Raw genomic sequence first — 26,510 nt, 5'->3', positions numbered from 1 at the left:
GAAATTTAAAGATCATAATTGGAGTATTATCATTGTATTTTCTTACACAGCTTTTAGGTTATATTTAATTTCTTTTTTTACCTTCAGACAAAATAAAAAAGATAACTCTTTCTCAAAAATTATATATATATATGTGCATTGAGAAAACATCTTAGTTTATCTGAAGTCTAAATCATCTATATTTAAATCATTTTAAAAATTTAAAACTATAAAAATCAATTATTAGAAGGAAGTGCATAAAGAGTATTTTCACTCCAGGCAAAAAATAAGCCATTAAATGTAATCGGATTAGTAGTATCCAAAGAAGCTGTATCAATGGTAGCTGTTGTTAGATAATAGCTTTTAGACACTGCAGAATTATTTTTAATAATTGTCTCACCATTAAGCATATGATAATTAGGTCCAGGATAACAGGCTGCGGAAATTAACCTTCCCGCAAGAATATCAGAAGACGCATTTCCATTAGTACTGTCAGACCAATGGAATCTCACCCAAACTCCTTCACTCAGTATATTAGTACCTGATTGATATACTTTTAAAGCTCTGTTAAATCGTATTAATTGTTGTATATGTATAATCCATGTGGAATTGGGAGGCAGTGTAATAGAAATCCCACTATTAATACCAGACACTAAAGGTCCGTTGTAGCTGAATCCGCTAGAATTTGGGAATAATGGGGTTCGAAATACATTTGGCTGCTCCCAAGAAGCATTTCCGCTGGCATCCGATGTTAGTATCTTACCTGCACCAGGTGTCCCGCTACTTATTTGTAAGGCTCCGGATACGGTAGTAGGAGTTGCTAATGTTAGTCTGCTTGCTCCTGTAATATTGGTAGCCTGAGTTAAAGTTCCACCCAATTGTGTAGTTGTACCGTTCATTGTTAATCCGTTGTTGGCTGTGGTAACTGTAGCAGCAGGCAATGTACCCCAAGTAGCATTACCTGTAGCATCGGATGTTAGTATCTTGCCTGCACCAGGTGTCCCGCTACTTATTTGTAAGGCTCCGGATACGGTAGTAGGAGTTGCTAATGTTAGTCTGCTTGCTCCTGTAATATTGGTAGCCTGAGTTAAAGCTCCACCCAATTGTGTAGTTGTACCGTTCATTGTTAATCCGTTGTTGGCTGTGGTAACTGTAGCAGCAGGCAATGTACCCCAAGTAGCATTACCCGTAGCATCGGATGTTAGTACCTTTCCAGCTCCAGGAGTACCACTTGTTACTTGTAATGGAGCAGAGAATGTTAATTTATTACTGCCTGCAATATTTGTATCTTTATTCAGTGTTCCTCCCAATTGAACATCAGTACCTACCATTGATAGTCCATTACTCGCAGTTGTACTTGATGGTGGTACAGCAAAAGATTTTAAAGGAGTCCAACGGCTAGTAGTTGCATCATAATAATAAAAACCAGACTGTGTTATTAGTTCCGTTTTCGTGGAGGGAGTACCCGTGCCACTTGTAACAAATACTAAAGTTCCATTTTGCGCGATATCATAAGCTGTATTTTTACTTTCAAGCTGAGCGGTTGTCATACGTGGAACTAATACTCCGTCTGATTTTGTCGGGTCATTAGATGCCGTAACATCAAGTGTAGTTCTAGGTGTAGTTGTATTAATTCCTACAAAACCTGTACTTTGTGCATGATAGATAGCAGTAATACTTAAAAAAAGTACTGCTGAAAAAATTGTCTTTTTCATAAAATGTATATTTTTTTTATATATAGTGTTTTCTAAGGTGCTTTAAAAAATTTAAACAAAGTGTTAAATCAAAATTTTATGCACCTTTAGAATATGAAGGAGTTTTTTAACTGTGATGATTTTTTATATAATTTTTATAAAAATTTATTTGGAAATTTTAGTACTAATTCCTACTTGAAATATTCAATTTAAAATTTAATTTCAATCATCTTATTACATATTATTTTACAAATCCTGATATTCTGTGTTTCTGATGCAAAGTAACACATAACAAAAGCTTTTTTTGGCTTTTCTATACCCTCAAAAATTACTCAAATATATTATTGATTTATTTATAGTATTGATTTTTAATGATTTATAAATATTGGTTTCATTGAGATATTTTCGTACTGTAGCTATAAAATGATTAAGCTCAAAAAATTAAATGAAAAGCGAAAGTGGGAATAATTTTCATAAATATTTTGCTTTAAGAATATTTTTTATAGTCATATGCACTTAAAAGTTTTCTGAAATCTGGCTTAGTTGAATCATTTATATTCTTCTCTAAGAAATTCTTCCACATCACGAATATTAACATTATCATTTAATAAATTCCAAACTATATAATTTATTTTAACATGAGTTCGATATAATTAATGAAATAAATACAGTTGTTTAGTATCTACAAAATTGTTTTTAAGCTGATCAAAGATGGTTTCCACAATAGCTCTTTTGCGTATCATATAGGCATCAAACATTGGGGTTAGAGATTTTGTTTTCATATTCTTTTTAAGCTTTGTTACCAGATGAATACCCTGAGAAAAAAGATTTTGAAAAAGCTCTTTTGAGATATATCCTTTATCCCCAAAAACTTTCCCATAAAGCTTTTTAATGAAGCGTTTATATTGAAGTGGATTTCTGTCATCTGCATTTCCGGCAGTGATCATAGAATCCTCCTGTTGTGGCACACCCTCAAAGGTGTACTATCTACAAAACTGATCCCGGTACAATCGGATAGATTCTCACTTTTCAGGAAAATACTCATGGGCATAAAGCTTTGTTTTTTCAGCTCTACCATTCTGTTGTAGCTTATTGTTTTGGGGAAATACTCTTTCATGAATTTTTACACATACCCCAAATAAAAGGACTTGAACTCTCTATATCCGGAAAGATGGAAAAGGATCTGGATGGTCATCACTTCCGAAACAGACATCGTAAATTTCCTGTTCCTTTTTTTCGTAGAAATCATGGCTTTTTCCCAAACTGGAATAAATTCTTTGCAAAAATCATCAACTTTGCAGAAAATTTCAGTAATTTTATTAGAACAAAATACAGGCAAAGATTTAGTTTAATTATTTGTAATCCATAACTTTAACTTACTAAATCTTTCGCTTTTTTGCAAATCTTCATACTACTTTCATTACATCGAACTCACGTTATTTAATAAATCAATTCTGCCATTATTATGATAAAAGTTCTATTTCATTATTTTTGAATCTGCAGTTTTTTCTCGCTATAAAATTGGATAGCCCTGAAATCAGGGCCATCCAAGAATCACTAAAAATAATATAGGTGTACTTCTATTTGATAATGATCTTTTTCGCAAGCTTTTTAGTTCCGGCTTCAATCACTATCATATAATTTCCTTTGGCAAAACCTGTAAGATCTATTTTACTTTCATTGCCTACTTTTTCCTGTGTGTGGAGCAATCTTCCGGACATATCAAAAATATGTGCCGTTCCGGTAGTTTTGTCTTTCATGAGAATATTAAACCTTCCGTTGGATGGGTTCGGATAGATCTGGAAATCATCTTTTTCAAGTCCAATGTCTTTTACGGCTAAACTCGTAGACGTAGCTAATCTTGTACAAAGTTCTATAGCCGCTGCATTCACATTTCCAGAAGCCGTGGAATTATTCACCAAATCTAAAGCTCTGATTGTCCAGTTTCCGTTAGGATTTTGTCCATAATACCTGGTAAGATCAAGCCTGATAGGTTCTATTCTTGTATTCGGGCTAGCATTCAGGTTATTACAGTTCATTGGTAAAGACTGACCTTCCTGATCAAAGGTAGCCTTCAGAATGCTGACTCCCGGACAATTGCTGTACCAGAATATCTGATTCTGTTGATCATTAGGTCCTCTAAGCGTTAATACCAGATTTTCTAAATTGGTATATGATAAGTCCATTACCACATTAATATCTTCAATAGTATTGGTTACAGGAATATTGATTGGAATATTGGCAGGTGCATTGGGAGCTATCGCAAATGTCCCATTCGCAGGATACTGATTACATGTCAAGGTGACGTTGTGATTTATTGCAAAAGCAGGACTTGCAGCATAGAATATATTTCCTACAGATTCTACGATAATATACGCTTTCTGGGAAGGAATGGAAGGAATGGTAATGGTTTCCTGCCCATCATTTGCGGTATTGGCAACCAATGTTGTGAATGTGCTTCCTCCATCTGTTGAAATCAGGATATTAACCATCTGCGTGTTGATAGGGGCAGCATTTGTTCCGTTAACATTCCACTGGAGCTGATGGCTACTTCCTGAAGGATAGTTCTGATTCAGAGAAATGGAAGTTACTTTAAACGGCCCTGTACTGGTATCAACACTTACAATTGCTTCATCTGTAGCGGTCTGGCCACCTTCTGTAGAGTTGTCCCTTACCAGACTTATGAACTTCATATTCCTTGCTACATCGGAGACCATATTCCAGGTACTGTAAAGACTTCCGTCCAACACTTCATTCAGAGGTGGAAAATACCTTACCGGGCTTGAAACCGGAGAGTAAACTCTGAAATTGGGAGTTGTTGTAGAGTTACGATCTGGAAAAGTATAGTCTCCGAATGTAAAAGGCGGATTAGGGGGCGAAATATCGGCTTCCTCCCATGAATATGTAATGCTGTTGTTATCCGGATCGCTTGCTGCAGCCGTAAGTTTGAATGCCGTTCCTTTTGGAATGGTATAATCTGACCCGGCATTAACCGTTGGTGGATTGTTCGTTAAACCAACACTTGTTGCGCAGGTTGTTGTTTTTATATAATTATTGATCTGGCTGATGCTGTAATGTAAAAACTGATCACTGTGTTTATCCATTACGTCATGGGTTGCGGTTACTCCCGCATATGCCATAATAGTGGTTCCGCTTCCCGGCTCTCTGTTAGCTCCGGTTTCAGGCGATGACCCAAAAATACCCAAGTCTAAATTCTCCGGTCTGGAAAAGGTATGGTTGGCTCCATACTGATGCCCCATTTCGTGAGCAATGACCATCGCATAAATATATCCCTGGGGTCCGGTTCCGTTCACGGGCCCTGCATAGGCGCTTCCTTTTTTCTTATCAACCTGTCCGTTTACCAATCCCTGACTGTTCCGGCATACTGAAGCAATCATTCCTGCATTTCCTCCTTCCGCCTGGTTGGTAAAAATAATTCCTATATCATAATTTGTTTCTCCTATGGTGTTGGTAAGTGTAGTCTGAACGTCATTGCTAAGATTGTAGGCACTGTTATACGGATCTGAAGCTGCATCCAGAAAAATCACAGCATCATTGTTATCAATCAGGTTCATGTGAATTGACAGATCTCTTTCATAAACCGGATTGATGTAACTCATCAGATCGTTTACTGCAGCGAGAGAATTGGCAATAGTTCCTCCGTGATAAGCACTAAATTCTCCATCTACGGAAACCGCCAGCCTATAGGTTCTGAATTTTCTGTCATCTGTGTTATCCGTAACGAAGTTTACGTTTTTATTCACCGAAGCATCGTTAACTTTGCAGGTCCATCCTTTTTCCAACGGAAGCTGCTCCGCAACAGCAGGACTTACAAGATACACTGATCCGTCTGATACTACAGGTTCTATAACTACCGGTTTTTGATCTCTTGAAAATAAGATCATTTTGATACCTTTGTGTGAAATTCCAAAACTGATTGTATTCCCTTTGTCTCTTGTTGATACTCCTCTGTAGGACCTAATATCCGGGAACTTTTCCGCAAGTTTGGGAGACATATTGGATGCCTCATATACTGTATATTTTTCAAAACCTCCTTCCACTGTTGGAATTTCAATGGTTACATGGGAAGAAACTGCCATTCCTGTTTTTGATTGAGGCGCAGATTTCAAAACAGACCGTAACTGATCAATATCTAAAGTATACGCTTTAGAATAATCGAGTCCGATGTTTTTTTTGGACTCAATAACTTCCCTCTCGTTGATTTTTGTTTTTTCCCAGAAATTCTGGCCAAACAGGGATTGCACCCCTAAGCCTACTAAGGCCATGCATAAGTAAGTCTTTTTTTTCATATTTTTTTTTGGATTTTATTAATGAAAGTACGTCGGAATACCATAATATAAAATAACAGATATATGTCATTTTATTCTATCCCTTGCTGTTCAAAAAATCTCAATAAAAACAACATTAAAAAGTTTAATCTTACACTGGTCTAGATGCTGTGGCAGTTTTTCGAAATACATATAATAAATAGTTACTAAACAAGCAAACTATATCTTGTAACCTATGCAAGGTCATATCACTCTAAAAACTTCACAAAACCACCTCTATAATCATCTTCTTCAATCATGGAAATGGGTTCACCAAAGAGTCTGATCCATTCATTTCCGGATTCATAAGATGTTCTGTTTTCAAAAACAAGTTCTATATCAAGATCACTAAAATCATCTACGGGAGCGTAAGGGTTTACCAATGAACTGGTAAGAACAAGAGCACGAATATCAGGATTGTTATCAGCCCATTGAATAATCTGTTTTCAGCTTTTATTCCCTCACTTTCATATTAATAAGACTCTGATATTTTCACACGATACACGTCAGAAGAGTTTCTCTTGATTGATTCCACAAAAAAACCGCCTTCTTCAGGAATGACTTCTTTCAGATCAAAACTTTTACAGTCTTTCGGAAGCCCGGAAAATATCAGGGTAAACCAAAAGTCTTTCATAAAAGGAACCGGCGTCCAATACGGGGAAATTGAAATGTTTTCCGCATGAATCATTTTGCTTCTATGCTCAGACTGGTTGTCAAAAAGATAGGTCGAATGCCAGATCCTGATCAGGTTTCCCAGAAACGGTGATGCCGGAAAACAGCAGTGTACAATAACCTGCCTCTCCTCTTCTGTTTTCGCCTGAAGAGATTCCAGGATTTCTTTTGCAATAACTGGTTTTACAATTACTTCTTCCACCTTTTTTATGTGTAATAAATAATGAGCAATGAGTAATAAAGACTATTACTCATTGCTCATTATGGATGTTAATATTCTAATTCTAATTTTTCTTTGGTGTAATTTCTTACTTCATGGGTCAGCTCAGGGTTTTCTGCCAGTTTTTGTCCATAAGAAGGAACCATTTCCAGCAGTTTTCCTTTCCATTCTCCGTGTAACTTTTCAGGGAAACATTTTTCCAGTACATTCAACATGGCATAAACTGCTGTGGATGCGCCTGGGGAAGCTCCCAGCAGGGAAGCGATTGTTCCGCTCTTGTTCACTACTACTTCAGTTCCGAATTCCAGCTTACCGCCTTCTTTTTCATCTTTTTTGATGATCTGAACTCTTTGTCCTGCTACTTTCAGTTCCCAGTCTTCTTCTTTGGCATCTTTGATAAATTCCCTCAAATGCTGCATTCTCTGAGACTTCGTCATGGCAACCTGCTGGATCAGATATTTCGTTAATGGAATATTGTGCCACCATGCGCCGAAAAGGGATTTCAGGTTTTTGGTATTTACACTTTCAGGAAGATCAAGGTAACTTCCTTCTCTTAAAAATTTGGTTGAAAATCCTGCAAAAGGTCCGAAAAGAAGTGCTTTTTTCCCATCAATGATTCTAAGATCCAGGTGTGGAACAGACATTGGCGGAGCATCTACCGTAGCCTGAGTATATACTTTAGCATGGTGTTTTTCTACCAATTCCTGATTATGGCTTACCAGCCACTGGCCGGAAACCGGGAAGCCTCCGTAGCCTTCACTTTCTTTAATATCTGAGCTGTCCAGTAGCGGAAGCGCATAGCCTCCTGCCCCGATGAATACAAAATCTGCTACCACTTCCTGTTTGTGGCTATGGATTCTGTCTTTCACTTTCATTTCCCATTTACCGCTTTCTCTCGGGCTGATATCTTTCACTTCATGGTATAAGAAAACCTCAACATTGGAATCTTCCAGAAGGTGTCTTCCCATCTTTCTCGTCAGGGTTCCGAAGTTTACATCGGTTCCCATATCCATCTTTGTTGCAGCCATTACTTCAGACTGATTTCTTTTGCTCATCACCAAAGGAATCCATTCTTTCAGTTTCTCGTGATCTGTAGAAAATTCCATTCCTGAAAAAAGGACAGATTCAGCCATTTTATCGTGGCGTTTTCTAAGGTATTCAGCATCCTTTTCTCCGAATACCAGACTCATGTGTGCACAGGAATTGATAAATTCTTTGGGTTCATGAATATATCCTTTGGTAATCAGATAAGACCAGAATTGTTTTGAAATTTCAAACTGCTCCGCAATACTTTCAGCTTTGGTAATATCAATAGATCCGTCTGGTTTTTCAGGGGTATAATTTAGCTCACAAAAAGCGGAATGTCCTGTTCCGGCATTGTTCCATGCAGCTGTACTTTCTTTGGCAAATCTTCCGAGTCTTTCGAAGATCGCGATTTCAAGAGTTGGATCAAATTCATGAAGCAGCGTTGCTAAAGTGGCGCTCATGATTCCGCCGCCTATCAGTACAACGTCGTATTTAGGTTTCGGTGTTCTGCTTGTAAGCGATTGTGACATAATTTTAAAATTTTACTTCAAATTTCGGGAAAAGTTTTAAAAACCGGAACGATTTTACACGTTATTTTTTCGTTCAAAACACTTATTGAGTACGCAACAAAAAACCATGGAAAATTTCAATAAAACATTATTGAAAGGATTGATAATGTAATATCATTATCATCTCCACGATCATCAAAATGAACATAAAAAAACTTAAGCATTGAAATGCCTAAGTTCAATTAATTTTATTTCACAAACAAGGTTTTAGTAATACGCCTTTGTTTTTTAATTCAATTTTGCAGTCAGTTTTTTAAACTGTTTTTCAGCATTTTTACCTTCATACAAAATAGCATATACTGTATCGATAATCGGGAGTTTAAGATTTTTCTGTTTCGCTGTTTTATAGATGGAATCTGCAGCGTAATATCCTTCTGCCACCATGTTCATAGACTGAATTGCAGATTTTACCGTATACCCTTTCCCGATCAGGTTTCCAAGGTTTCTGTTTCTTGAGAAAAGTGAATATGCTGTTACCAGAAGGTCACCCAGATAGGCACTTTCATTCACGTCTCTTGGTGCTTCGTAAATAGCTTCCAGGAAAGTTTCCATTTCACGGATCGCATTGGAAACAAATACGGCGGTAAAGTTATCTCCATATCCTAATCCACTGGCAATTCCCGCACCTATTGCAAAAATGTTTTTAAGAATGGCACTGTATTCATTTCCTAAAATATCTTTGCTTGTATGAACTTTGATAAAGTCTGAACTGAAGATTCCTTCAAGTTTTTCTGCAGTTTCATCTTCTACTGTCGCAATCGTAAGATAGGAAAGTCTTTCCATAGCCACCTCTTCCGCATGGCAAGGCCCTGCAATAACAGCCTGGTTTCTGAAACCGATTTTAAATTCATCACGCAGGTAATGCGCTACCACATCATTTACTTTAGGAATAATTCCTTTAATTGCAGAGATAAAAATCTTATCCGAATAATCACACGTCATCTTATCCAACGTATCAGACAGGTAGATAGACGGTGTTGCAAGAACAATAACATCACAGGCAGTAACAAGCTCGTTAATATCTGTGGTCAACTTTAAACTTTTAAGATTAAAATGTGCAGCTGTAAGATAAGTCGGGTTATGTCCACGAAGCTCAATGGCTCCTTTTACAAATTCATTTCTTACACACCAGTGTACTACTTTGCAGTTTTCAACAAGCATTTTTACGATAGCGGTTGCAAAACTTCCGCTTCCTACAACTCCTACAGAAATATCCTTTTTATTCTTTTTTGGATTCGAAGATTCTGAAATAATTTTCTTTTTAGCCATAATTGGAATGTGAAATGCAAAGATATTAAAACAAAGACGTAACGCAGGCTTTGAAACTATGATAAAAGCCATTTTCTGAAAAAATTAACACTTCCACACAATTAAACAGCTAATTAGCCGTTAAATACAGAAAAAACTGAATTTTAAATAAAAATAACTCACAAAACTTATTTTTATTTAAATTTGCATCTTCAAAACCGTTTTAACTTACTAAGAGAAGAAATATGAAAAAATTTCTAAGCAGCAAGAAGAACGTAAACATTCTCCTGGGAGGACTTTTACTAGTAGTTTTTGCACAAGGTGTATTCATTGCGAAGCTCTTTTCTGAAAGAGACGACAAAACCTACGAAGTGAACCTTGTAAAAATAAACACTGAAAAAGACAGTGTAGATTATTTAAAAATGAAAACTGATCTTACTCTTGTAGATCAGACCGTTGCTCAACTCAACTCCTTCCTGAAGGCCAAAGACATCACTAATGAAAAACTAATGATGCTCAATCAGGACAGTATTTCAAATTCTATTTATCTTTCCAGGCAGGCTAACCGATACAGCCAATACCTGATGGATCTTCAGAAAAAACTGATGCAGGTTCCATTAGGAATGCCTACTGACGGATATATTTCATCTAATTTCGGGATAAGAAAAAATCCTATTCCGTTCAAAACTGTTTTTGCTTCGGTAAGATCAAGTGCCGCAACAGAGGCAAAACCAACAGTAGTGGCAGCAGCTAAGCCTGAAGTAAAAGCTGAACCTGTTGAGAAAATTATAGAACTTACAGACAGCTATGGAAATAAAAGAGAGGTAAAAGTGATGGTTACACCAAAAGCGGCTCCTGTAGCTGCAACTTCTGCTCCTGCAACGACAACAAAAGCAGCTTCCGGAACTCCTGCAACTAAAACAACTGTTACTGAAAAAAACAATCCACCTGCTGAAGCTGATCAGATGCAGTTCCACAAAGGGCTCGATATTGCTGTGGCTTATGGTTCTGATGTAAGAGCTGCCGCTGCCGGAACTGTTATTTTCTCAGGACAGAAAGGCGGTTACGGAAACTGTGTGATTGTTTCCCATGGTAACGGATTGGCTACATTATACGGACATTTATCTGAACTTATCTCAAAAGTGAATGATAAAGTAAAAGTTGGTCAGGTCATTGCAAAATCCGGAAATTCCGGGCGTTCTACAGGGCCTCATCTTCATTATGAAGTACACAAAAACAATACTCCGATTAACCCGAAATTATTTATGAATCTATAAAAGAAAACGGTCTCTCATGAGGCAGTTTTTTGGTTTTACAAAATAGAGTATTCATTTAAAGACCTTTTTTAAACACGAAGAACACGAATAGTTCCACGAATATAAAGAATCACTAATATAATTCTCATGATCATAGATCTATAAAATCTGCGAGAGATTATTTTAACACAAAGTTTTTAATTTCCCATCTTTTGGTAAAGTTGGAATCAGCAAGCTGATGTGACGAAGCTTTAAGGATATTTTTATTGTTGATTGTTAATTCTTATGATATAAAAAAACAGCTGCCAATGCAGCTGCTTTTTAGTTTAAAATTTTAAGTGTTCCTTTCAGATGGGTAAATGTACCGTCCGGACCTGCAATATTCGAATAGATGATATTTTTATTATAATCCTGAATATGAGTTACATTGAAACCAAGTTGTGGCTCATGCCAGTAGACCATAAAAACATTTTTTGCTACTTCTACAGCAGTATATTCTACGGTATCTGTACTGTTTTTTGAACTTCCGGCTGTTCCTGTGAATGTCATGGTTTTGTTATCTTTAAAATCCAGGATGAATTTTACTGCTCCAAAATCCACTTCTACTTTATGTCCGATTGCCGGATATGATGATTTAAGATCCCAGTCCATTTCTTTAAGATAAACCTTTACTCCCATTTCAAGTTCTTCCTTTCCTGGCAGATCAGGGTATTTTTTAACCATGAAATCTACAATAGCAGATGAAGTTTTGTTTTCATTAACTGCCTGTTTATAATTTTCCAGATAGCTTTTTACAAAATCAAGAGATTGTGGTGATGTGGAAAGTTCTGCAAAATGAGAAGGAATAACTTTTTCCGGTTTCAAACCTTTCATAGCATCAATCTGTTCTATCCATTGATCGATTGCTTTAACATTCTGAGTATCCGCCATCCAAAGATGTGAGCCAACAGAAACTGAAATCCCGCCTGCAATGGTTTTGATGGAAGGAATCCAAAGAAAACTATGCGCCGGATCTTCCGGATTTTGTCTGATCTCAATTTTATTTCCTTCTAGATCAGGAATTGAAACAGCTGCTTCAGGAACTATAATTTCTGAAGGCGCATCTGTTTTCAACTGTGGTTTCCATACTGACAGTTTATCATCTTTGGAAGCTGATATCAGATAAGCGGTCTGAGCTGTTGAAATAATTTTTGCATCAGGAAAAGCTTTTTTAATCACATCCAATCCAAAATAAAAATCAGGATCACTGTGAGAAATGAAGACTGTTTTCAGGTTTTTTCCTGTTGCTTTTATTTCTTTAACGAGCTGTTCTGCATATTGTTTCTGAAACTGAGCATCTACAAGTATGGCATCTTTATCTCCATAAATAATGGTAGAAGTAATAGGAAATATAGCTTTGGTTCCCGGATTATATACTTTTACTTTGAGATTTCCCGCGAATATGCTGATAAATCCCAACAGTGCTAATAACGACCATAATTTTTTTTGTATCATCTTTGTTCTTTTATCTATTAGTAAGCTGCTGTGAAACGTTCACGGATATGGTTGTTCTGCTCTAATTCATCTACTAAAACTACGGCTACATCTTCTACAGACAGACGGCTTCTTCCGTTGTCATCAAATACAGGAGTTTCCAGTGATGTTCTGTATTTTCCTGTTCTTTCTCCTACGTTGGCCTGGTTCATTTCAATAGCAGGGCTGAAGAATGTCCAATCGAGAGTATTATTTTCTTTGATTTTGTTTAAATAGTCTCTTGCTGCTGTTGCACCTGGTTTGTAAGCTTCAGGAAAATCTGGTGTATCTACGATTTGTACATTATCCGGAGTATAAAGGCTGCCTGCTCCGCCTACTACAATCAGTCTTTTTACTCCAGACTGTTCTACTGCTTTTTCAATGTTCTCTGAACCATTTAAAAAATCGTTGTAAAGATTAGGATTCGTCCATCCTGCATTGAATGTGCTGATTACCGCATCACTTCCTTTCAATGCTTCTGCTAATTCATCAACATTGTTTACGTCAACACTTTTTGCGGTTACATTTTCCTGTATTTTCACTTTTGATGCATCTCTTACCAATGCTTCCACCGCATATCCTCTTTCTGCTAATTCTGATACTACGTGTGCTCCTACAAATCCTGTTGCACCAATTACTGCTACTTTTTTCATAATGTTTTATTTTTTTTAATTAAATTGTAATAAATTTTGTTACATTTAAGGTTAAAAAATTTTTAGCCGAACTGGTCTGTGAATTTTTGTAATGACTTGTCTCCTAAAAAGTTTACCACCAATTGATCCGTTTCTTCAAATAATGTATTTAAATGATTGTTGATCTCCTTTCCAACACTGCATGCCGGATTGGGATTCTGATTTTTTTTGCCTAATACTTCGGTATTTTTTACTGCTTTATAGATCTCAGAAATAGTGATCATTTCAGCATTCTTCGCAAGCTGGCTTCCTCCTTCTTTTCCTTGTCTGCTGATAATCAGACCTGCTTCTCTCAATACGCTGATCTCCTTTCGGATAATCACCGGATTTACATTGATACTGCCGGCCATCCAGTCAGAAGTAAGCCACTCCTGAGGACTTTTCGCCAATAGTGTCATAATATGTACTGCCGTAGCAAATCTTGTATTGTTCATTGTAATTACAGGGCAAAGATACACATTTTTTAAATGTAACAAAATTTATTACAGTTAAATTTTTCTTAAAGGATTAATTTATCCAGATCCAGCAACAGATAATTGATGTTCTGATTAATGGTACGGGTTGCCGACTGCATCTGATTAAGCATAGCAGCTCGGTTATGAAGATCATCAGCCCTGTAAAACCCGCCATCACTGAAGATCACAGATTTATCTGCTGTCTCCTTACTGTCATCAAACTGATAATGCAGCCATCTCATTTTCATATTTCCAATAATGGAATGCTCTTCTTTATTGGAAAACTTTTTCTCAGTATACATATACCATATAAAAGGCGGAAAATTGGGAGATTCTAATTTTTCTCTCCATATATCTCTTAAAAGATTTCTCTGATGGATAAATTCTACTTTTTTACCTTTAGGATTAAGGGTTGCCAAACCAAAACCAGCTCCCAGAACCCCTCCGCCTATATCGATAGCATTACTCCAGCCCTGATCTTGTACAATTCCTCCTGCGATGGAAGCTGCTGCTCCTGCAACGATTGAATATAAAATAAGTTTATTATTTCTTGACGAATTCAGGTTATCCACATAGTTTCCTATCTGTGCTACTCTTTCTCCTTCACAGTCAAACTCCGCAGCTACCGCATCCAATTCTGTAAGAGCAATCGTTATTTTACTATTTATTTTTGTCTTTAGCTGTAAAACTTTAATTTGGGAAGCAAGGGATGAGTCTTTTTTAAGATCAATAATTTTATGAACTTCGTCTAAGTTATCCAGTGCATTTAATATCAGGATACTCTGATCGGAAAAAACTTCTTTTAATTCTTTATTGGCTGCCAAAATAGAATCAGCATTGTAAGAGGGAAGTTTATTGCTGTAGTTATATTTGAACGGAGCTTTGCAGTAGCTGTCTTTCAGTGTGAGAATATTCTGCTGAATAGCCTGATTCTTCCTGGAAACACAGGATGTAAGAAGCCCGAAAACAATCAAAAGATAAAAAAGTTTTTTCATTCAGTCATTTTTTGTGCAGCATTGATGAATTGTACCCGGTTCATAATTTTCTTCACCCATACAATTGTCAATACGAATATAATACAAATAAAAAAATTTACCTGAAATCAGGTAAATTTTAATCTATTTTTAAGTAGTCTTATTTAATATCCAGCAATTCAACTTCGAAAACAAGAGTACTGTTAGGTCCGATTTCTTTACTGATCTCCTGATCTCCATACGCTAAGTGCGGAGGAATAATCAGTCTCCATTTGCTTCCTACAGGCATTAGCTGAAGCGCTTCCGTCCATCCTGAAATAACTCTGTTTAAAGGGAAAGATGCAGGTGTACCTCTTTTCACAGAGCTGTCGAATACTTTACCGGAAATGGTAGTTCCGTGGTAGTGACATTTTACAGTAGATTTTGGGCCAGGTTTCGGGCCTTCACCTTCTGTAATTATTTCATATTGCAAGCCGCTTGGTAACTGCACAACGCTTTCTCTTTTACCATACTCTTCCATATATTCTTTACCGTCTTTCAGGTTCTTTTCTGCTAATTCTTTTTTACGTTTAAATAACATATCTGCTACTCCCATATTATAATTTTTTACAAAGATAAGGCTTTTTAGGGTTGGAAGGTGGAAGCTCAGTGAGGGAAGTTTAAAACACCAAAGCATTTCCTTTCTAATCGATATGTTCTTAAAGCATTCTTATAAAAAAAAAACTAAACACTAAAAATCAACAAGTTAAACAGTATTTTTTTTAATATTCATTAATCATATTATCTTACATTTCCTTATTTTCAAAGATATTTTCAACAAAATTCAAATAATTGTAATACTTATTTAACACAGATTCCAAAACTTGGCGTTATAATTGAATTTTAAAAACTAAATGCCAAATCCATTAAAATATAATAAGAAGTTTGATGAACTGAATGAGGAGGAAAAAAAGCTTCTGGAAATCAATAAAAAAACAATAGCAGATTTTGTTGAGCAGTCCTCTTCCATCAGTGATGTCAATTATGCTACCCGGAATGCTCATGCCAAAACCTATGCGGTAGCAAAAGGTACTTTCTGGATAGAACCTGATATCCCTGAATCATTACAACCCTATTTTGATAAGGAAAAATTTGATTTGACCATACGTTTTTCTAATGCTCAGCTGAAAATCAAAAATTCAAAAAAAGATATTCCGGCCTATGGCTTTGCTGTGCAGATCAAGGATGAAAACGGAGTATTGCTTGCCAATTATCCGTTGGTTAATTTCCCTTTGTTTCCTATTAATTCTGTTTCTACATTTTTGAAGTTTTTTACAGCAATTAATCAGCTTTATATGAAGCAATGGAGAAAAGTATTCCCTATATGTATTCAGATGATTAAAATGATTCCTTCTTTGTTCACTGGGGATATGCTCCGCAATATGCTAAAGCTTATTGGAAAGAGAAATGATTTTATGCTGTCGTTTGATTATCATTCTGTAGGCGCTTACCGTCTGGGAGACCAGGTCATTAAAATAAAATTATGTCCAAAGTCTGTAGATAAAAATATTGGCAGGAAGCAAAAGGTCAAAGATTCGTTAAAAAACTATCTTCAGACAAATGATTTTGCAGCAGATGTTTTGATACAGATCTGTTATGATCTGAAAGATCAGCCTATCAACAAACTGAATGTTGAATGGAAAAACTCTCCTTTTATTAAAATTGGTAAGGTAAGAATCAATAAAGATTCCTTATTGGACTCCCGTAATTGTACGAATGAACTTCTTTCATTCAATCCTTTTGAAAGTAAAATATTCTTCCAGCCTGTAGGAAAAATACAGAAACTGAGGGATGAAGCTTATAAAATTTCTTTGCAAACCAGAAGAAAGATCAATAAGCTGCTGCATGGGAAATAAGGATAGAATAATTATAAATAAAAGACTGTCGTTATAACAGTCTTTTATTTATAATTTCCGGTCTTTTTCTTGGATAGCAAGATCATTGATGCTTGCGTACCTTTTGGCCATCAGTCCATTCTCATCAAACTCCCAGTTTTCATTTCCATAGGCTCTGAACCAGTTTCCATCCTTGGTCTGATATTCATATTCAAAACGAACGGCAATACGGTTATCAGTATGTGCCCAATATTCTTTTTTAAGCTTATAATTCAGTTCTTTTTCCCATTTCTTCTGAAGGAATACTATTATTTCTTCTCTTCCATTCACGAAGGTATCCCTGTTTCTCCATTCACTGTTGATGGTATAAGCTTTGGAAACCTTTTCAGGATCCTGACTGTTCCATGCATCTTCTGCCAGTTGAATTTTTTCCAGTGCCGTTTCAATAGTGAAAGGCGGAAGCGGATGTTTTTGTTCCATAACTTATTGTATTAAATTGGTAATTATTTTTTTTGACTTTTCAAGGAGTTCATTGGATTTAAAAAGCTGGCTTTCTATAATACTGCTTTCAAAAAGCAGATAGATATGATCAGAAAGTTCTTCATCATTAATCAATTCTGAAAAAAGATTTCTCAGATCTGATTTATGTGACTGAATAACGCTCAGTATTTTAGTATTATCCATTGGAATTTCCGATAGAATATTCAGGAAGCTGCATCCCCGGAAGTTTTCCTTTTCATTCATATAAACTAAAAAATCAAAAGCTTTGATGATTTTAGATTTTGAATCTTTTTCTTTGGCTAAAAAAATATTGAGTTCACCAAACCAATATTCATGTCTCACGTTCAGAAATTCTACACACAGATCTTCTTTGGATTTAAAATGCTGATAAAAGCTCGCCTTGGCAACTTCAGCTTCGGAAATAATCTGGTTGATCCCTGTAGAATTATACCCTTGTTTTGTAAACAATTCAAAGGTTGTTTCTACAATTCTTTCTCTTGGAGATTTCATATGCTTTTCTTTTCTGTAACAAATGTATGAAAAAAAACAATATACAGACCAGTCTGTCTATTGTTTTTTTTAAAAATATTTTTGGGGGAATAAGATTGGAAAACGCAAATAAAAAAGCCTCCGGAAAAAAATTCCAGAGGCTTGATAGTATATTTTAAATAGGATTATTCTTCCAGTTCTTCTTTCTTCTCTTCTTCCTTTTCAGGGAAGATAACGGATAAAAGAACAGAGATCACCAATACACCTCCTACGATTCCTAATGAAATCGGGGACGGAATATGAATCCATGGCGCAATAAGCATCTTAACTCCAATGAAGGACAGGATAATTGCCAATCCGTATGGAAGCTTGCTGAACATATGAATAAAGTTTGCCAGCAGGAAGTATAATGATCTTAATCCTAAAATAGCAAAGATATTCGATGTATAAAGGATAAAAGGGTCATTTGAGATTGCAAAGATCGCCGGGATGGAGTCTACAGCAAAAAGAACGTCCGTAAACTCGATAACACCCACTACTACTAAAAGAGGAGTTGCCATTTTGATTCCGTTCTGGATGGTGAAGAACTTATCTCCATCGTAGTTATCTGAAACTTTCCAGAAGCTCTTGATCAGTTTTGCTCCTGCCGTATTGCTGTAATCTTCGTCATCATCATCATCACCGTCTCCCCATGACTTGATCCCTGCATAGACAAGGAATAATCCGAATAAGGTCATCACAACGTTGATTTTAACCGCTTCACCAAAGATAATCATTTCAGGAAGGTAAGTCAGGTTAATTAACCCTACTCCTGCAAAGATGAATATAGCCCTGAAGATCAATGCTCCAATGATTCCCCAGAAAAGGACTTTGTGATGAAGAAATTTCGGAACTTTAAAGAAGCCGAAAACCAGGATAAATACAAATAAGTTATCCACAGACAAGGCTTTTTCAATCCAATAGGCAGCCTGATACTGTGTAAATTTCTCTACTGCCAAAGCGTGGCTTTCAGGGCTTCCATCGGTATTGAATACCCAATAAACCACTCCTGAAAATACCATGGATAATGAAATCCATACGACAGACCAGATGGTAGCTTCTTTGGAAGATACTTCATGACTTTTTTTGTTAAATACCCCTAAGTCCAGGAGCAGCATGATAACGACCGTTACTGCAAATCCCCACACCAGACCAGGGTGCAGTTCTAAAATACTTTGATGTTCCACTTTGAGTTATGTTATTATATGATAAAAGCAACAGATGTACAGAGTACAACTATTGCTAATTTATTTACCTTTTGATTTACAATTGATTATAGATAATTCATTTGTACCGTTTGGATCGTCTGCTCCAGCTTTTTATCTGCTGTAGGATCTCCGATTGCGTTGAATTTCCATTCTCCGTTTCTCTTGTAGAAAACACCCATTACCATTGCTACGTGTCCGCTGAAAGAAGCATCATTCGCAATATCATATTTTGCAAAAACTTCTCTCACATTGGTAGGAGTTCCTTCATAAATACGGATAGAAGCAAAAGGAATGGTTCCGAAATCCTGACCTCTGTAGCTGTTCAGCACCATTGCTACATGCTCTACATTAGGTTCCAGCTGGCTGAAATCTACAGTGATCACTTCGTTATCCAATCCGTCATCTCCGTTTACGTCACCGGTAAGATCGTCTCCACTGTGTCTTACAGATCCGTTTCTGGATTTAAGATTTCCGAAATAGATTACTTCTGTAACGTTTTTATTTGAATCATATAAAATACAGCTTCCATCTAAGTCTACTGCTTCTTTTTTAGTTCCAAAAAATCCTTTCTTTTCAATTGCTCCCCAGTTAATTCCTACGCAAGCCTGGGAAAGCTCAGCTCCATTTTCTTTTTTAAGGTTGATTCTCTGACCTTTTTGTAAGTTGATAGCCATCTTTTTATCTTTAGTTGTTATTTACTTTTCTGCAAAAAAGCGAATCTTCTTTGCTTTACAAATTTCTTTTAGTTATTATTCAAATTCAGATTAAGCATTGCCCGCAAGATATTGGTTTCTTCGTCGAAGTCAAATATTTTGCTCATTATATCCATATTTTCCAGGTTTTTGATATAATCTTTTAAAACTGCTTCTACTTCTGCCGGTAACGTACGTTTTCTTTCGTTCATGCTATGTTCAAGCTGTTCATTTTTGCTTCTCAGCTGATCAATAATAGAACTCTGGTTAGACTGATTTTCAGAAATATCCAGTTTATCCATTTCTTTGTCAAAAAGATACAATTTCTTTTCGTCTACACTGAAAATAAAATGATCATCAGACTGAAAGATTTTAAAAAGTTCATAATCATGGGTTCCTATAAGGTAACCGCAGACAAAACGGACTTTAAATCCCTGTATATTAAGTCTTCCCAACAGCTTTCTTTCAATGGAATAGTCTTTATACTGATAGGCCGGGAAAGAATCAGATTTCAGCAGCGTTTCATCTGCTTCCGTTCTGTAAAATTCCTGAGCATATTTTTTATGAAAGTACAGTACATTTTCCCAGTTGGCTGTAAAGCTATCTTCCGTAAGGTCTTTATATACCGTTTTCAGATGCTGGGAAAATACTCCGCTGTACATTTTCCTGTCGGTCTCAAAACTGTCTACCCTCCTTTCTTCAAAACCTGAAATATATTTACTGTTGATGTTAATTTCATTGATGACCGCCAGCATGTCATTTTCCTTCTGTTTTTTAATTTTAGTCAGAAGTTCTATAAGGCTGTCGGTATACTGCAGGTGGAAAAGTTCCAGTTTATTATAATCTAAAGCCGTATTTTCCTGGAACAGATTGTGAATAATATCCGTTTTGATGTAAATAGATATAATATCAATATGTTCAAAAAAATTAGCGAGAAGCTTAAGCTTTGTTAACCTTCTTTTGCTTTGCGACAATATGGTTGCTGCATCATCCCCCACCTTGGTATCCTATAAATTAACCTCTGACATTCGCTTTAAGTTCATGCTCCAATGTCTGAAGATCCTGATCCAGCTTTCTTCTGTTATCTGCTCCCTGTTTCTGGATTTGTTTCACTTCATTCAATGTATTGATCAGCATTGATGTTGTTTCTCTCAATGTTTCTACAGACACAATAGTCTGTTCGTTGGCTCTGGCAACATTCACTGAATTCTGGCCAAGACGTTCAGCATTCTTTCTTAAAATTTCTTCTGTAGTAGAAGAGACTTTCTGCTGGATTTCAATATTCTGCTGCTGTCTGTACATCGCTACAGCTAATGAAAGCTGATTTTTCCATACAGGAAGTGTGGTGGTAAGAATTGTCTGTGCTTTTTCAGCAATAGAAACGTTATTATTCTGTACCAGTCTGATCTGAGGAAGCGACTGCATCATGATTACACGCACCACTTTAAGATCAGCCATTCTCCTGTCTAGCCTTGCAATGAAATCTCTTTTATCTGCAATCTGATAATCCTGAAAATTCTGAGGAGCAGCTTCCATTTGAGCAAGCTCTACGGCAGCTCTTTCCATTCTGATATTTCCTGCAATCACAAGATCTTCAATCTGCTTGATAGAATTCACATTGCTTTCAAAAATAGTCTGAAGTACAGCGTTATCTTTTGTAGAGGTGATAATTCCGGCATTTACTTTATAAGAGATCTGCTCAATATTATTGATGATCTTATCGTATTTTGCAAAAAGATTTTCCACCTGAGTCATCACCTTTTTCATGAATGGTAATTTGCTCAGGAAGCTTTTTACTTTATTTCCGTGAAGCTCCTCTACATCTACATAATTAAGCTCTACCAAAAGATCATTGATAAGTCCTCCTACTTCTCCGGAGTTGGATCTTCTTACATTCCCTAAGAAGCTGTCACTCTGATTGGTAAGAGTTTTCTGAAGTTCCGCCCCGAAATTCACGATGGAACCTGGGTTGGCCTCATCAATGGAGTTGGCAAGAACTTCATATTTCTGACGTTCTTCTGACTGCAACTGAGTAAGGTTTACATTTCCTTCTCTATCCACAAGAACTGCCGGCGCTGCATTCTGAACAGGCTGAGCCGGAGTTGGCGGAACCATTGGAGTCGGTTCAAAGGTTTTAAGAGGTTCTATTGATCCTAGCGGATCTATGGGTTGATTTTCCTGATTGTCCATAATTACTTCTGATAAATTGATACAAATTTCTCAAGGCCGTCTCTCTGTCCTGCTCCTACAGCCTCAAATTTCCATTCTCCGTTTCTGTTGTAAATTCTTCCGAATTCTACAGCGGTTTCGATGGAGAAATCTTCGTCTAATTCATATTTTAAGATCTCTTCATTCGTATCTGTATTGAAAATTCTGATGAAAGAATTTCTTACCTGTCCAAAGTTTTGTTTTCTTGAATCAGCTTCGTGAATGGTTACTACTACTGTAATTTCTTTGATAGCATCATCAATCTTTGTAAGATCAATTTTGATCTGCTCATCATCACCTGATCCTTCTCCTGTAAGGTTATCTCCTGTATGAATTACAGATTTGTCCGGAGACTCAAGATTATTATAGAAAATAAAGTGATTATCTGAAACTAATTTTTTGTCGTCACCAAGCAAAAATAAAGAAGCATCAAGGTCGAAAGCCGTTCCTGTAGAAGTATTATTGATATCCCATCCTAAACCTACAGTAAATTTAGGTGCGTTAATGTTTTCTCTTTGTCCTTTTTGTAAGTTAATAGCCATAATATAATTCCGTTTGTGTTAAAGTATTGATATTGTTTTCGTATTCTTTTATTAAATGATAATTGTTACTGATCGCCAGCTCCAAAAGCAGGTCCATCTGTTCCTTTTTTACTTTAGACGTAAGATAATCAAAATTACCTGAATCCAACCCTAAAATATATTTTACAATCCTTGTATTGAACTGAAAGCTTTCTTTATTCATCACTTCTGCAACATGATTTACATTTTTCACAGCGTAATAGTTGAAAAAGTTTTCAATTTTCGGGTCAAGGTCAAAATTCATCAGCTCTGCATAATACAGGAACATAAAGTCAGCCTCCACGTTATATTCGTCCAGGATTCTGTTGACTGTATATTCATGACTTCCCGTGATTTTTATATCGTCTATAAAAATACAAAGTTTTCCTCTCAAAAAATCTTTATCGATATAATAAGTGTCATTGGCGATCAGATTTTTTCGGTCTTCAAAATTAAGATTCCCGTAATCTGTGATGTATGTATGATTACGATTGATTTTAGATAAAATGCTTGACTTTTTTCCTTTTTGAAACAAGTAAAAATCAAGATGCTTTTTAAAGTAAAAACATAAAAAATTGGATGCTGTAGGAATCGCCATGTACGGACTTGGAAGTACAACAATTTCTTTATCCGTATTTAAGAGTTCTTCATTTTCCGAAATAAATCCGTCGAATAATTCTCTTGCAAATTTTTCAGCATACGACTTATCGCCATACTTGAAATAGCTGTATTCCGCAGGTGAGAAACTAAACTCATCCGCCGAATGAATGTGGTGTAAGCTATACCTTGTATTCATGTTTATTTTTAGTGTTTAAGTAAGTGGGCACTGAAACCGAAGTCTTTTGCTCCCTTATAATCTGCTACAGGATTATCTCCGATGTGCAGAATCTGATTGAGTGGCAAGTCCTGATCTTTGATCTTATTCTTCACTTCCTGAAAAATAAGCGGGTTCGGTTTGGAACAGTTGATTTCATCAGAATAGATATGAAAATCGATGTACTGATCCAGATTTTCATGAATCAGAAATTTTCTCATAGTTTTCCCTTTGATAAAGCCTGTATTGCTCAGAATATTAATGGTCTTTCCCTGGTTTTTGATATCCTCAAAAAAATCATGAATATTTTCAAAAATAACAACGGGTCTGTATTCCAGAAACAAGTCTTCACTTTTAGCGTAAAACGCATTGAGTTTTTCTTTATTCAATTCCTTTACATCTACATCCAGAGCACCGAGAATCATCAGGTAGATCTCAAAAGTGTTTATATTTCCTCCCGTCACTTCATTAATATTATTGCAAAGATTATCGTAATATTTTACGGTTTTCGCAACCTGCTCTATCGGTTTATCTACATTAAAAAATGAGGAGAACAGCTCAACTCTTTTTGTTTTAAATTCAGGGTGAGATTTGATTAAGGTGAGCCACAGGTCAAAGGAAAAATGACGGTGGTTATGGATGTCGATATCTGTTTTCAATAGGTTTTAAGTTAAAAGTTTTTATTTAGCTTCTTGAAAAAGATGTAATTTTTTTATCATCAAAAAGTGTCTATAATACTATTCTTCCCAAAGATAAAATATTTATCATAAAAGCATTACGTCCGTTATCTGTTTTAAGATATTTTTATGAAATTCTATGAATTTGGCAGACTTACAGAAAGTGGTTTACAAAGTGTTTAATATCCTTTTACAAAAAAATATTTTCAAAAATTGTTTGGAAATCAAAAAAAAATTATAATTTCGCAACCGATTAACAATCAACAATGTCAACAAAAATGATACATATTATAACGTTAAGTAATCCTGTCAGAGCTGTGTTCTTTGGCAGCACTGAATATTTATCTGAATAGTTCTATAGATCTTTTATACCCAAAAATATATTGAAGACCTGTCTATTCGGATAGGTCTTTTTTGCTGCCCTGATTTCAGACTTTAACAATTCAAAAAACTTCTGGTATTTGTTAAGATCTCTGAAAATTTCCCTTTGATACGAAATATAAAAAATGTTTTACCGGCTTTATAAGACCGGGGTGTATTTTGTGTTCATTTTTTCAGAACCTTTTCTAAATACAGAGCTAAAAATCAACAATTTAAATCAAACAAAATGAAATATAACACACGAAATATAGGGGTCATAGCACACGTAGATGCAGGGAAAACAACGTTATCAGAAAGGCTTTTGTATTATACAGGACTTATTCATAAAATTGGTAATGTAGATGATGGAAATACCACCATGGATAAAGACATACAGGAAAGAAACAGAGGGATTACCATTTCATCCGCTGCAGTTTCTACCCAATGGAAAAAGGACGAAAAAGTTTATAACATCAATATTATTGATACGCCAGGACACATTGATTTTGCAGTGGAAGTAGAACGTTCCTTAAGAGTTTTAGATAGTGTTGTCGCCGTTTTCTGTGCTTCTTCAGGAGTTCAGCCACAGACTGAAAATGTCTGGTTCCAGGCTGAAAAACACGGAACATCCAAAATCTGTTTCATCAATAAAATGGACAGAATTGGGGCAGACTTCTTTGCGGTTCTTCATGAGATAAAAACCAAACTGAATGCTGTTCCTCTTGCCCTTCAGATTCCGATTGGCGCTGAAAACCATTTTGAAGGAGTAATCGATCTTGTTAAAATGAAAGCGTTATACTGGAATGATGAAAACGGTGAAACCATTGTGGAAAAGGAAATTCCCGACCATTATATTGCTGAAGCCGATGAATACAGGATAAAATTAATGGAAACTCTGGCAGAAAATGACGAAAAGTTCTTTGAGATTTTTATGGATACAGAACAAAAAGTCACTCTTGAAATACTCTCGGAAGCTATACAAAGCGTCTGCAAATCAGGATCTGCTGTACCTGTTTTATGTGGCTCTGCTTTTAAGAATAAAGGAATCCAGCCTCTTCTTGATGCTATAGTCACTTATCTTCCTGCTCCGGACCAGCTTGCTGACCTGCAGGGAAAAGATCCTCATACAGAAGAAACGGTAGTACTGAAAAGAAATGAGGAAACTGCCTTTTCAGGACTTGTTTTCAAAGTATTGATTGACAAACACATGGGAAGACTGGCTATGCTTCGTGTGTATTCCGGAAGGATACAATCCGGAGATACTATACTGAATGTAAGAACGGGTGAAAGTTTCAGGATTTCCAGGATTTTACAAATGCAGTCAGACAAAACGTTATCTCTTGAAGAAGCTAAAGCTGGAGATATTGTTGCCTTAACAGGAATAAAAGATGCCAAAACCGGAGATTCTTTATGTTCTACAGAGCAACCGATTTTACTGGAAGCCATTACAATTCCGACTCCTGTGATCAGAGTTGCTATCGAGCCGAAAACGAATGGTGATGAGAAATCTTTCGGTTTGGTATTGGCCAAAATACAGGAAGAAGATCCTTCTTTGGTGGTTGAAAGAGATCCGCAGACCGGAGAGACTTTATTGAGTGGATTGGGTGAACTTCATCTTGAAGTCACTTTGGAAAAAATCCGCCTGAATCATGGTATTGAAATCAATCAGGGAAAACCTAAAGTTTCTTATCGTGAGATCTTAACGGAAACTAAAGTTCACAGAGAAAAGCTTTCCAAACAAAACGGAGGAAGCGGTCAGTTTGCTGATATCACTTTTGAAATCGGACCAGGAAATGACCATGAACACGGATTGGAGTTTATTAACCTGATCAAAGGAGGCGTTATTCCTACTGAATTTATTCCTTCTATTGAAAAAGGATTCAAGGAAGCCATGAATCATGGACCATTGAAAGGATATCCTCTGGAAAATATGAAAGTCACTCTTCTTGACGGTTCTTTCCACGCTCAGGATTCTGCAGCATTTGATTTCGAAATTGTTGCACGAGAAGGATTCAAAACGGCAGCAAAAGGATGTAGTCCTAAACTGATGGAACCTGTCATGCAGGTAGAGATCCAAAGTATAGAGGAATACACAGGTGCTGTCACTGCGGATATTAACAGAAGAAGAGGAATGATCACTTCTATTGATGAAAGATCAGGAAGAAAAATTTTTGCGGCAGAAGTTCCGTTAGCTTCCACTTTCGGGTACATCTCTGACCTGAGAACACTGACAAGCGGACGCGCTTCTATCAGCATGAAATTATCTCACTATGCTTTAGTGCCTGATTTTATTGCCAATACATTAATCACCTAACCAAGCAAGGACTGTAGATTTTTTCTTACAGTCCTTGTCTGGTTATGGGGAGTTTTTATAGTGAAAAGTCAATCGTCAATCCGCTGCGCCTGTTAATTTTTTCTAAACTACAAAAATTCATCATTCACTTGCGAAGCAAAATTTACTTA

Annotated in this window: 24 protein-coding genes and 1 pseudogene; 3 read left to right on the top strand and 22 right to left on the bottom strand. The window is 36.2% G+C overall.

Translation table 11 applies throughout. From position 1 onward, the window contains the following. Nucleotides 1–215 precede the first annotated feature (215 nt). From C8D70_RS18405 to C8D70_RS18365, 8 genes and pseudogenes are all read right to left on the bottom strand, one after another. Nucleotides 216–1,694 carry a hypothetical protein gene (locus C8D70_RS18405; RefSeq protein WP_110368275.1) on the bottom strand — a complete coding sequence of 493 codons (1,479 nt, stop codon included), beginning with the start codon at nucleotides 1,692–1,694 and terminating at the stop codon, nucleotides 216–218. A gap of 632 nt (nucleotides 1,695–2,326) precedes the next feature. Continuing rightward, nucleotides 2,327–2,620: a transposase gene (locus tag C8D70_RS18400; RefSeq protein WP_110368274.1), complete on the bottom strand. Its 294-nt coding sequence runs from the start codon at nucleotides 2,618–2,620 to the stop codon at nucleotides 2,327–2,329. Continuing rightward, nucleotides 2,617–2,790: a transposase gene (locus C8D70_RS21225; protein ID WP_110368273.1), complete on the bottom strand. Its 174-nt coding sequence runs from the start codon at nucleotides 2,788–2,790 to the stop codon at nucleotides 2,617–2,619. The genes C8D70_RS18400 and C8D70_RS21225 overlap by 4 nt, the downstream gene beginning before the upstream one ends. Nucleotides 2,791–3,253: 463 nt before the next feature. After that, nucleotides 3,254–5,983 (bottom strand): reprolysin-like metallopeptidase, encoded by a 2,730-nt coding sequence (locus tag C8D70_RS18385; RefSeq protein ID WP_110368271.1) that lies wholly within the window; start codon nucleotides 5,981–5,983, stop codon nucleotides 3,254–3,256. Nucleotides 5,984–6,243: 260 nt separating this feature from the next. Beyond that, nucleotides 6,244–6,441 (bottom strand): annotated as a pseudogene (locus C8D70_RS18380) (aminoglycoside 6-adenylyltransferase); the annotation flags it as partial. Nucleotides 6,442–6,473: 32 nt separating this feature from the next. Continuing rightward, nucleotides 6,474–6,875 carry a hypothetical protein gene (locus C8D70_RS18375; protein ID WP_034693615.1) on the bottom strand — a complete coding sequence of 134 codons (402 nt, stop codon included), beginning with the start codon at nucleotides 6,873–6,875 and terminating at the stop codon, nucleotides 6,474–6,476. A gap of 68 nt (nucleotides 6,876–6,943) precedes the next feature. Next, nucleotides 6,944–8,449: a malate dehydrogenase (quinone) gene (mqo, locus tag C8D70_RS18370; RefSeq protein ID WP_110368270.1), complete on the bottom strand. Its 1,506-nt coding sequence runs from the start codon at nucleotides 8,447–8,449 to the stop codon at nucleotides 6,944–6,946. Between the two features lie 267 nt (nucleotides 8,450–8,716). Beyond that, entirely contained in the window at nucleotides 8,717–9,757 is a 1,041-nt protein-coding gene (locus tag C8D70_RS18365; RefSeq protein WP_110368269.1) for an NAD(P)H-dependent glycerol-3-phosphate dehydrogenase, read from the bottom strand. A gap of 224 nt (nucleotides 9,758–9,981) precedes the next feature. On the opposite strand from C8D70_RS18365, the gene C8D70_RS18360 reads away from it, so the two are divergent. Continuing rightward, entirely contained in the window at nucleotides 9,982–11,013 is a 1,032-nt protein-coding gene (locus C8D70_RS18360; RefSeq protein WP_110368268.1) for a M23 family metallopeptidase, read from the top strand. A 300-nt stretch (nucleotides 11,014–11,313) separates the two neighbouring features. Here the strand turns inward: C8D70_RS18360 and C8D70_RS18355 are convergent, their stop codons facing one another. From C8D70_RS18355 to C8D70_RS18335, 5 genes are all read right to left on the bottom strand, one after another. Next, nucleotides 11,314–12,486, bottom strand: a complete 1,173-nt coding sequence (locus tag C8D70_RS18355) for an MBL fold metallo-hydrolase (protein ID WP_110368267.1) — start codon at nucleotides 12,484–12,486, stop codon at nucleotides 11,314–11,316. Between the two features lie 17 nt (nucleotides 12,487–12,503). Continuing rightward, the gene (locus tag C8D70_RS18350) at nucleotides 12,504–13,157 is read right to left on the bottom strand and encodes an NAD(P)-dependent oxidoreductase (RefSeq protein ID WP_110368266.1); all 654 of its coding nucleotides are present in this window, start codon (nucleotides 13,155–13,157) and stop codon (nucleotides 12,504–12,506) included. Between the two features lie 62 nt (nucleotides 13,158–13,219). Further along, the gene (locus tag C8D70_RS18345) at nucleotides 13,220–13,630 is read right to left on the bottom strand and encodes an Rrf2 family transcriptional regulator (protein WP_110368265.1); all 411 of its coding nucleotides are present in this window, start codon (nucleotides 13,628–13,630) and stop codon (nucleotides 13,220–13,222) included. 65 nt (nucleotides 13,631–13,695) lie between these two features. Then, nucleotides 13,696–14,646, bottom strand: coding sequence for a hypothetical protein (locus tag C8D70_RS18340; RefSeq protein WP_110368264.1), 951 nt, complete (start codon nucleotides 14,644–14,646; stop codon nucleotides 13,696–13,698). Nucleotides 14,647–14,785: 139 nt separating this feature from the next. Beyond that, nucleotides 14,786–15,220 (bottom strand): FKBP-type peptidyl-prolyl cis-trans isomerase, encoded by a 435-nt coding sequence (locus C8D70_RS18335; RefSeq protein WP_076596658.1) that lies wholly within the window; start codon nucleotides 15,218–15,220, stop codon nucleotides 14,786–14,788. Between the two features lie 298 nt (nucleotides 15,221–15,518). Here C8D70_RS18335 and C8D70_RS18330 point away from each other — a divergent pair, with 298 nt between their 5' ends. Then, nucleotides 15,519–16,520 carry a catalase gene (locus C8D70_RS18330; protein WP_110368263.1) on the top strand — a complete coding sequence of 334 codons (1,002 nt, stop codon included), beginning with the start codon at nucleotides 15,519–15,521 and terminating at the stop codon, nucleotides 16,518–16,520. Between the two features lie 48 nt (nucleotides 16,521–16,568). Here the strand turns inward: C8D70_RS18330 and C8D70_RS18325 are convergent, their stop codons facing one another. From C8D70_RS18325 to C8D70_RS18285, 9 genes are all read right to left on the bottom strand, one after another. After that, nucleotides 16,569–16,979, bottom strand: coding sequence for a nuclear transport factor 2 family protein (locus tag C8D70_RS18325; RefSeq protein ID WP_110368262.1), 411 nt, complete (start codon nucleotides 16,977–16,979; stop codon nucleotides 16,569–16,571). 3 nt (nucleotides 16,980–16,982) lie between these two features. Further along, on the bottom strand, nucleotides 16,983–17,510 hold the full coding sequence (locus C8D70_RS18320) for a TetR/AcrR family transcriptional regulator (RefSeq protein WP_110368261.1): 528 nt from the start codon (nucleotides 17,508–17,510) through the stop codon (nucleotides 16,983–16,985). 164 nt (nucleotides 17,511–17,674) lie between these two features. Continuing rightward, on the bottom strand, nucleotides 17,675–18,715 hold the full coding sequence (locus C8D70_RS18315; RefSeq protein ID WP_110368260.1) for a TerC/Alx family metal homeostasis membrane protein: 1,041 nt from the start codon (nucleotides 18,713–18,715) through the stop codon (nucleotides 17,675–17,677). An 86-nt stretch (nucleotides 18,716–18,801) separates the two neighbouring features. Then, nucleotides 18,802–19,410 (bottom strand): TerD family protein, encoded by a 609-nt coding sequence (locus tag C8D70_RS18310; RefSeq protein ID WP_076596653.1) that lies wholly within the window; start codon nucleotides 19,408–19,410, stop codon nucleotides 18,802–18,804. 68 nt (nucleotides 19,411–19,478) lie between these two features. Continuing rightward, complete coding sequence (locus tag C8D70_RS18305; RefSeq protein ID WP_083688872.1) at nucleotides 19,479–20,426, bottom strand: hypothetical protein; 948 nt, start codon at nucleotides 20,424–20,426, stop codon at nucleotides 19,479–19,481. 16 nt (nucleotides 20,427–20,442) lie between these two features. Further along, nucleotides 20,443–21,618, bottom strand: coding sequence for a toxic anion resistance protein (locus tag C8D70_RS18300; RefSeq protein ID WP_181416165.1), 1,176 nt, complete (start codon nucleotides 21,616–21,618; stop codon nucleotides 20,443–20,445). A gap of 2 nt (nucleotides 21,619–21,620) precedes the next feature. After that, on the bottom strand, nucleotides 21,621–22,178 hold the full coding sequence (locus C8D70_RS18295) for a TerD family protein (protein ID WP_047428250.1): 558 nt from the start codon (nucleotides 22,176–22,178) through the stop codon (nucleotides 21,621–21,623). After that, nucleotides 22,168–22,992 (bottom strand): phosphoribosyltransferase family protein, encoded by an 825-nt coding sequence (locus C8D70_RS18290; protein WP_110368259.1) that lies wholly within the window; start codon nucleotides 22,990–22,992, stop codon nucleotides 22,168–22,170. Before C8D70_RS18290 ends, C8D70_RS18295 begins: the two co-directional genes overlap by 11 nt. Before the next feature lie 8 nt (nucleotides 22,993–23,000). Beyond that, nucleotides 23,001–23,669: an HAD family hydrolase gene (locus C8D70_RS18285; protein WP_110368258.1), complete on the bottom strand. Its 669-nt coding sequence runs from the start codon at nucleotides 23,667–23,669 to the stop codon at nucleotides 23,001–23,003. A gap of 625 nt (nucleotides 23,670–24,294) precedes the next feature. Here C8D70_RS18285 and fusA point away from each other — a divergent pair. Next, nucleotides 24,295–26,361, top strand: a complete 2,067-nt coding sequence (gene fusA / locus C8D70_RS18280) for an elongation factor G (RefSeq protein ID WP_110368257.1) — start codon at nucleotides 24,295–24,297, stop codon at nucleotides 26,359–26,361. The last annotated feature ends 149 nt before the right edge of the window (nucleotides 26,362–26,510 follow it).

This window comes from Chryseobacterium sp. CBTAP 102 (genome assembly GCF_003201365.1).
Lineage (GTDB): Bacteria > Bacteroidota > Bacteroidia > Flavobacteriales > Weeksellaceae > Chryseobacterium > Chryseobacterium candidae.
Note: the sequence above shows the minus strand (reverse complement) of the source record. Positions and strands in the feature narration are given on the sequence as shown.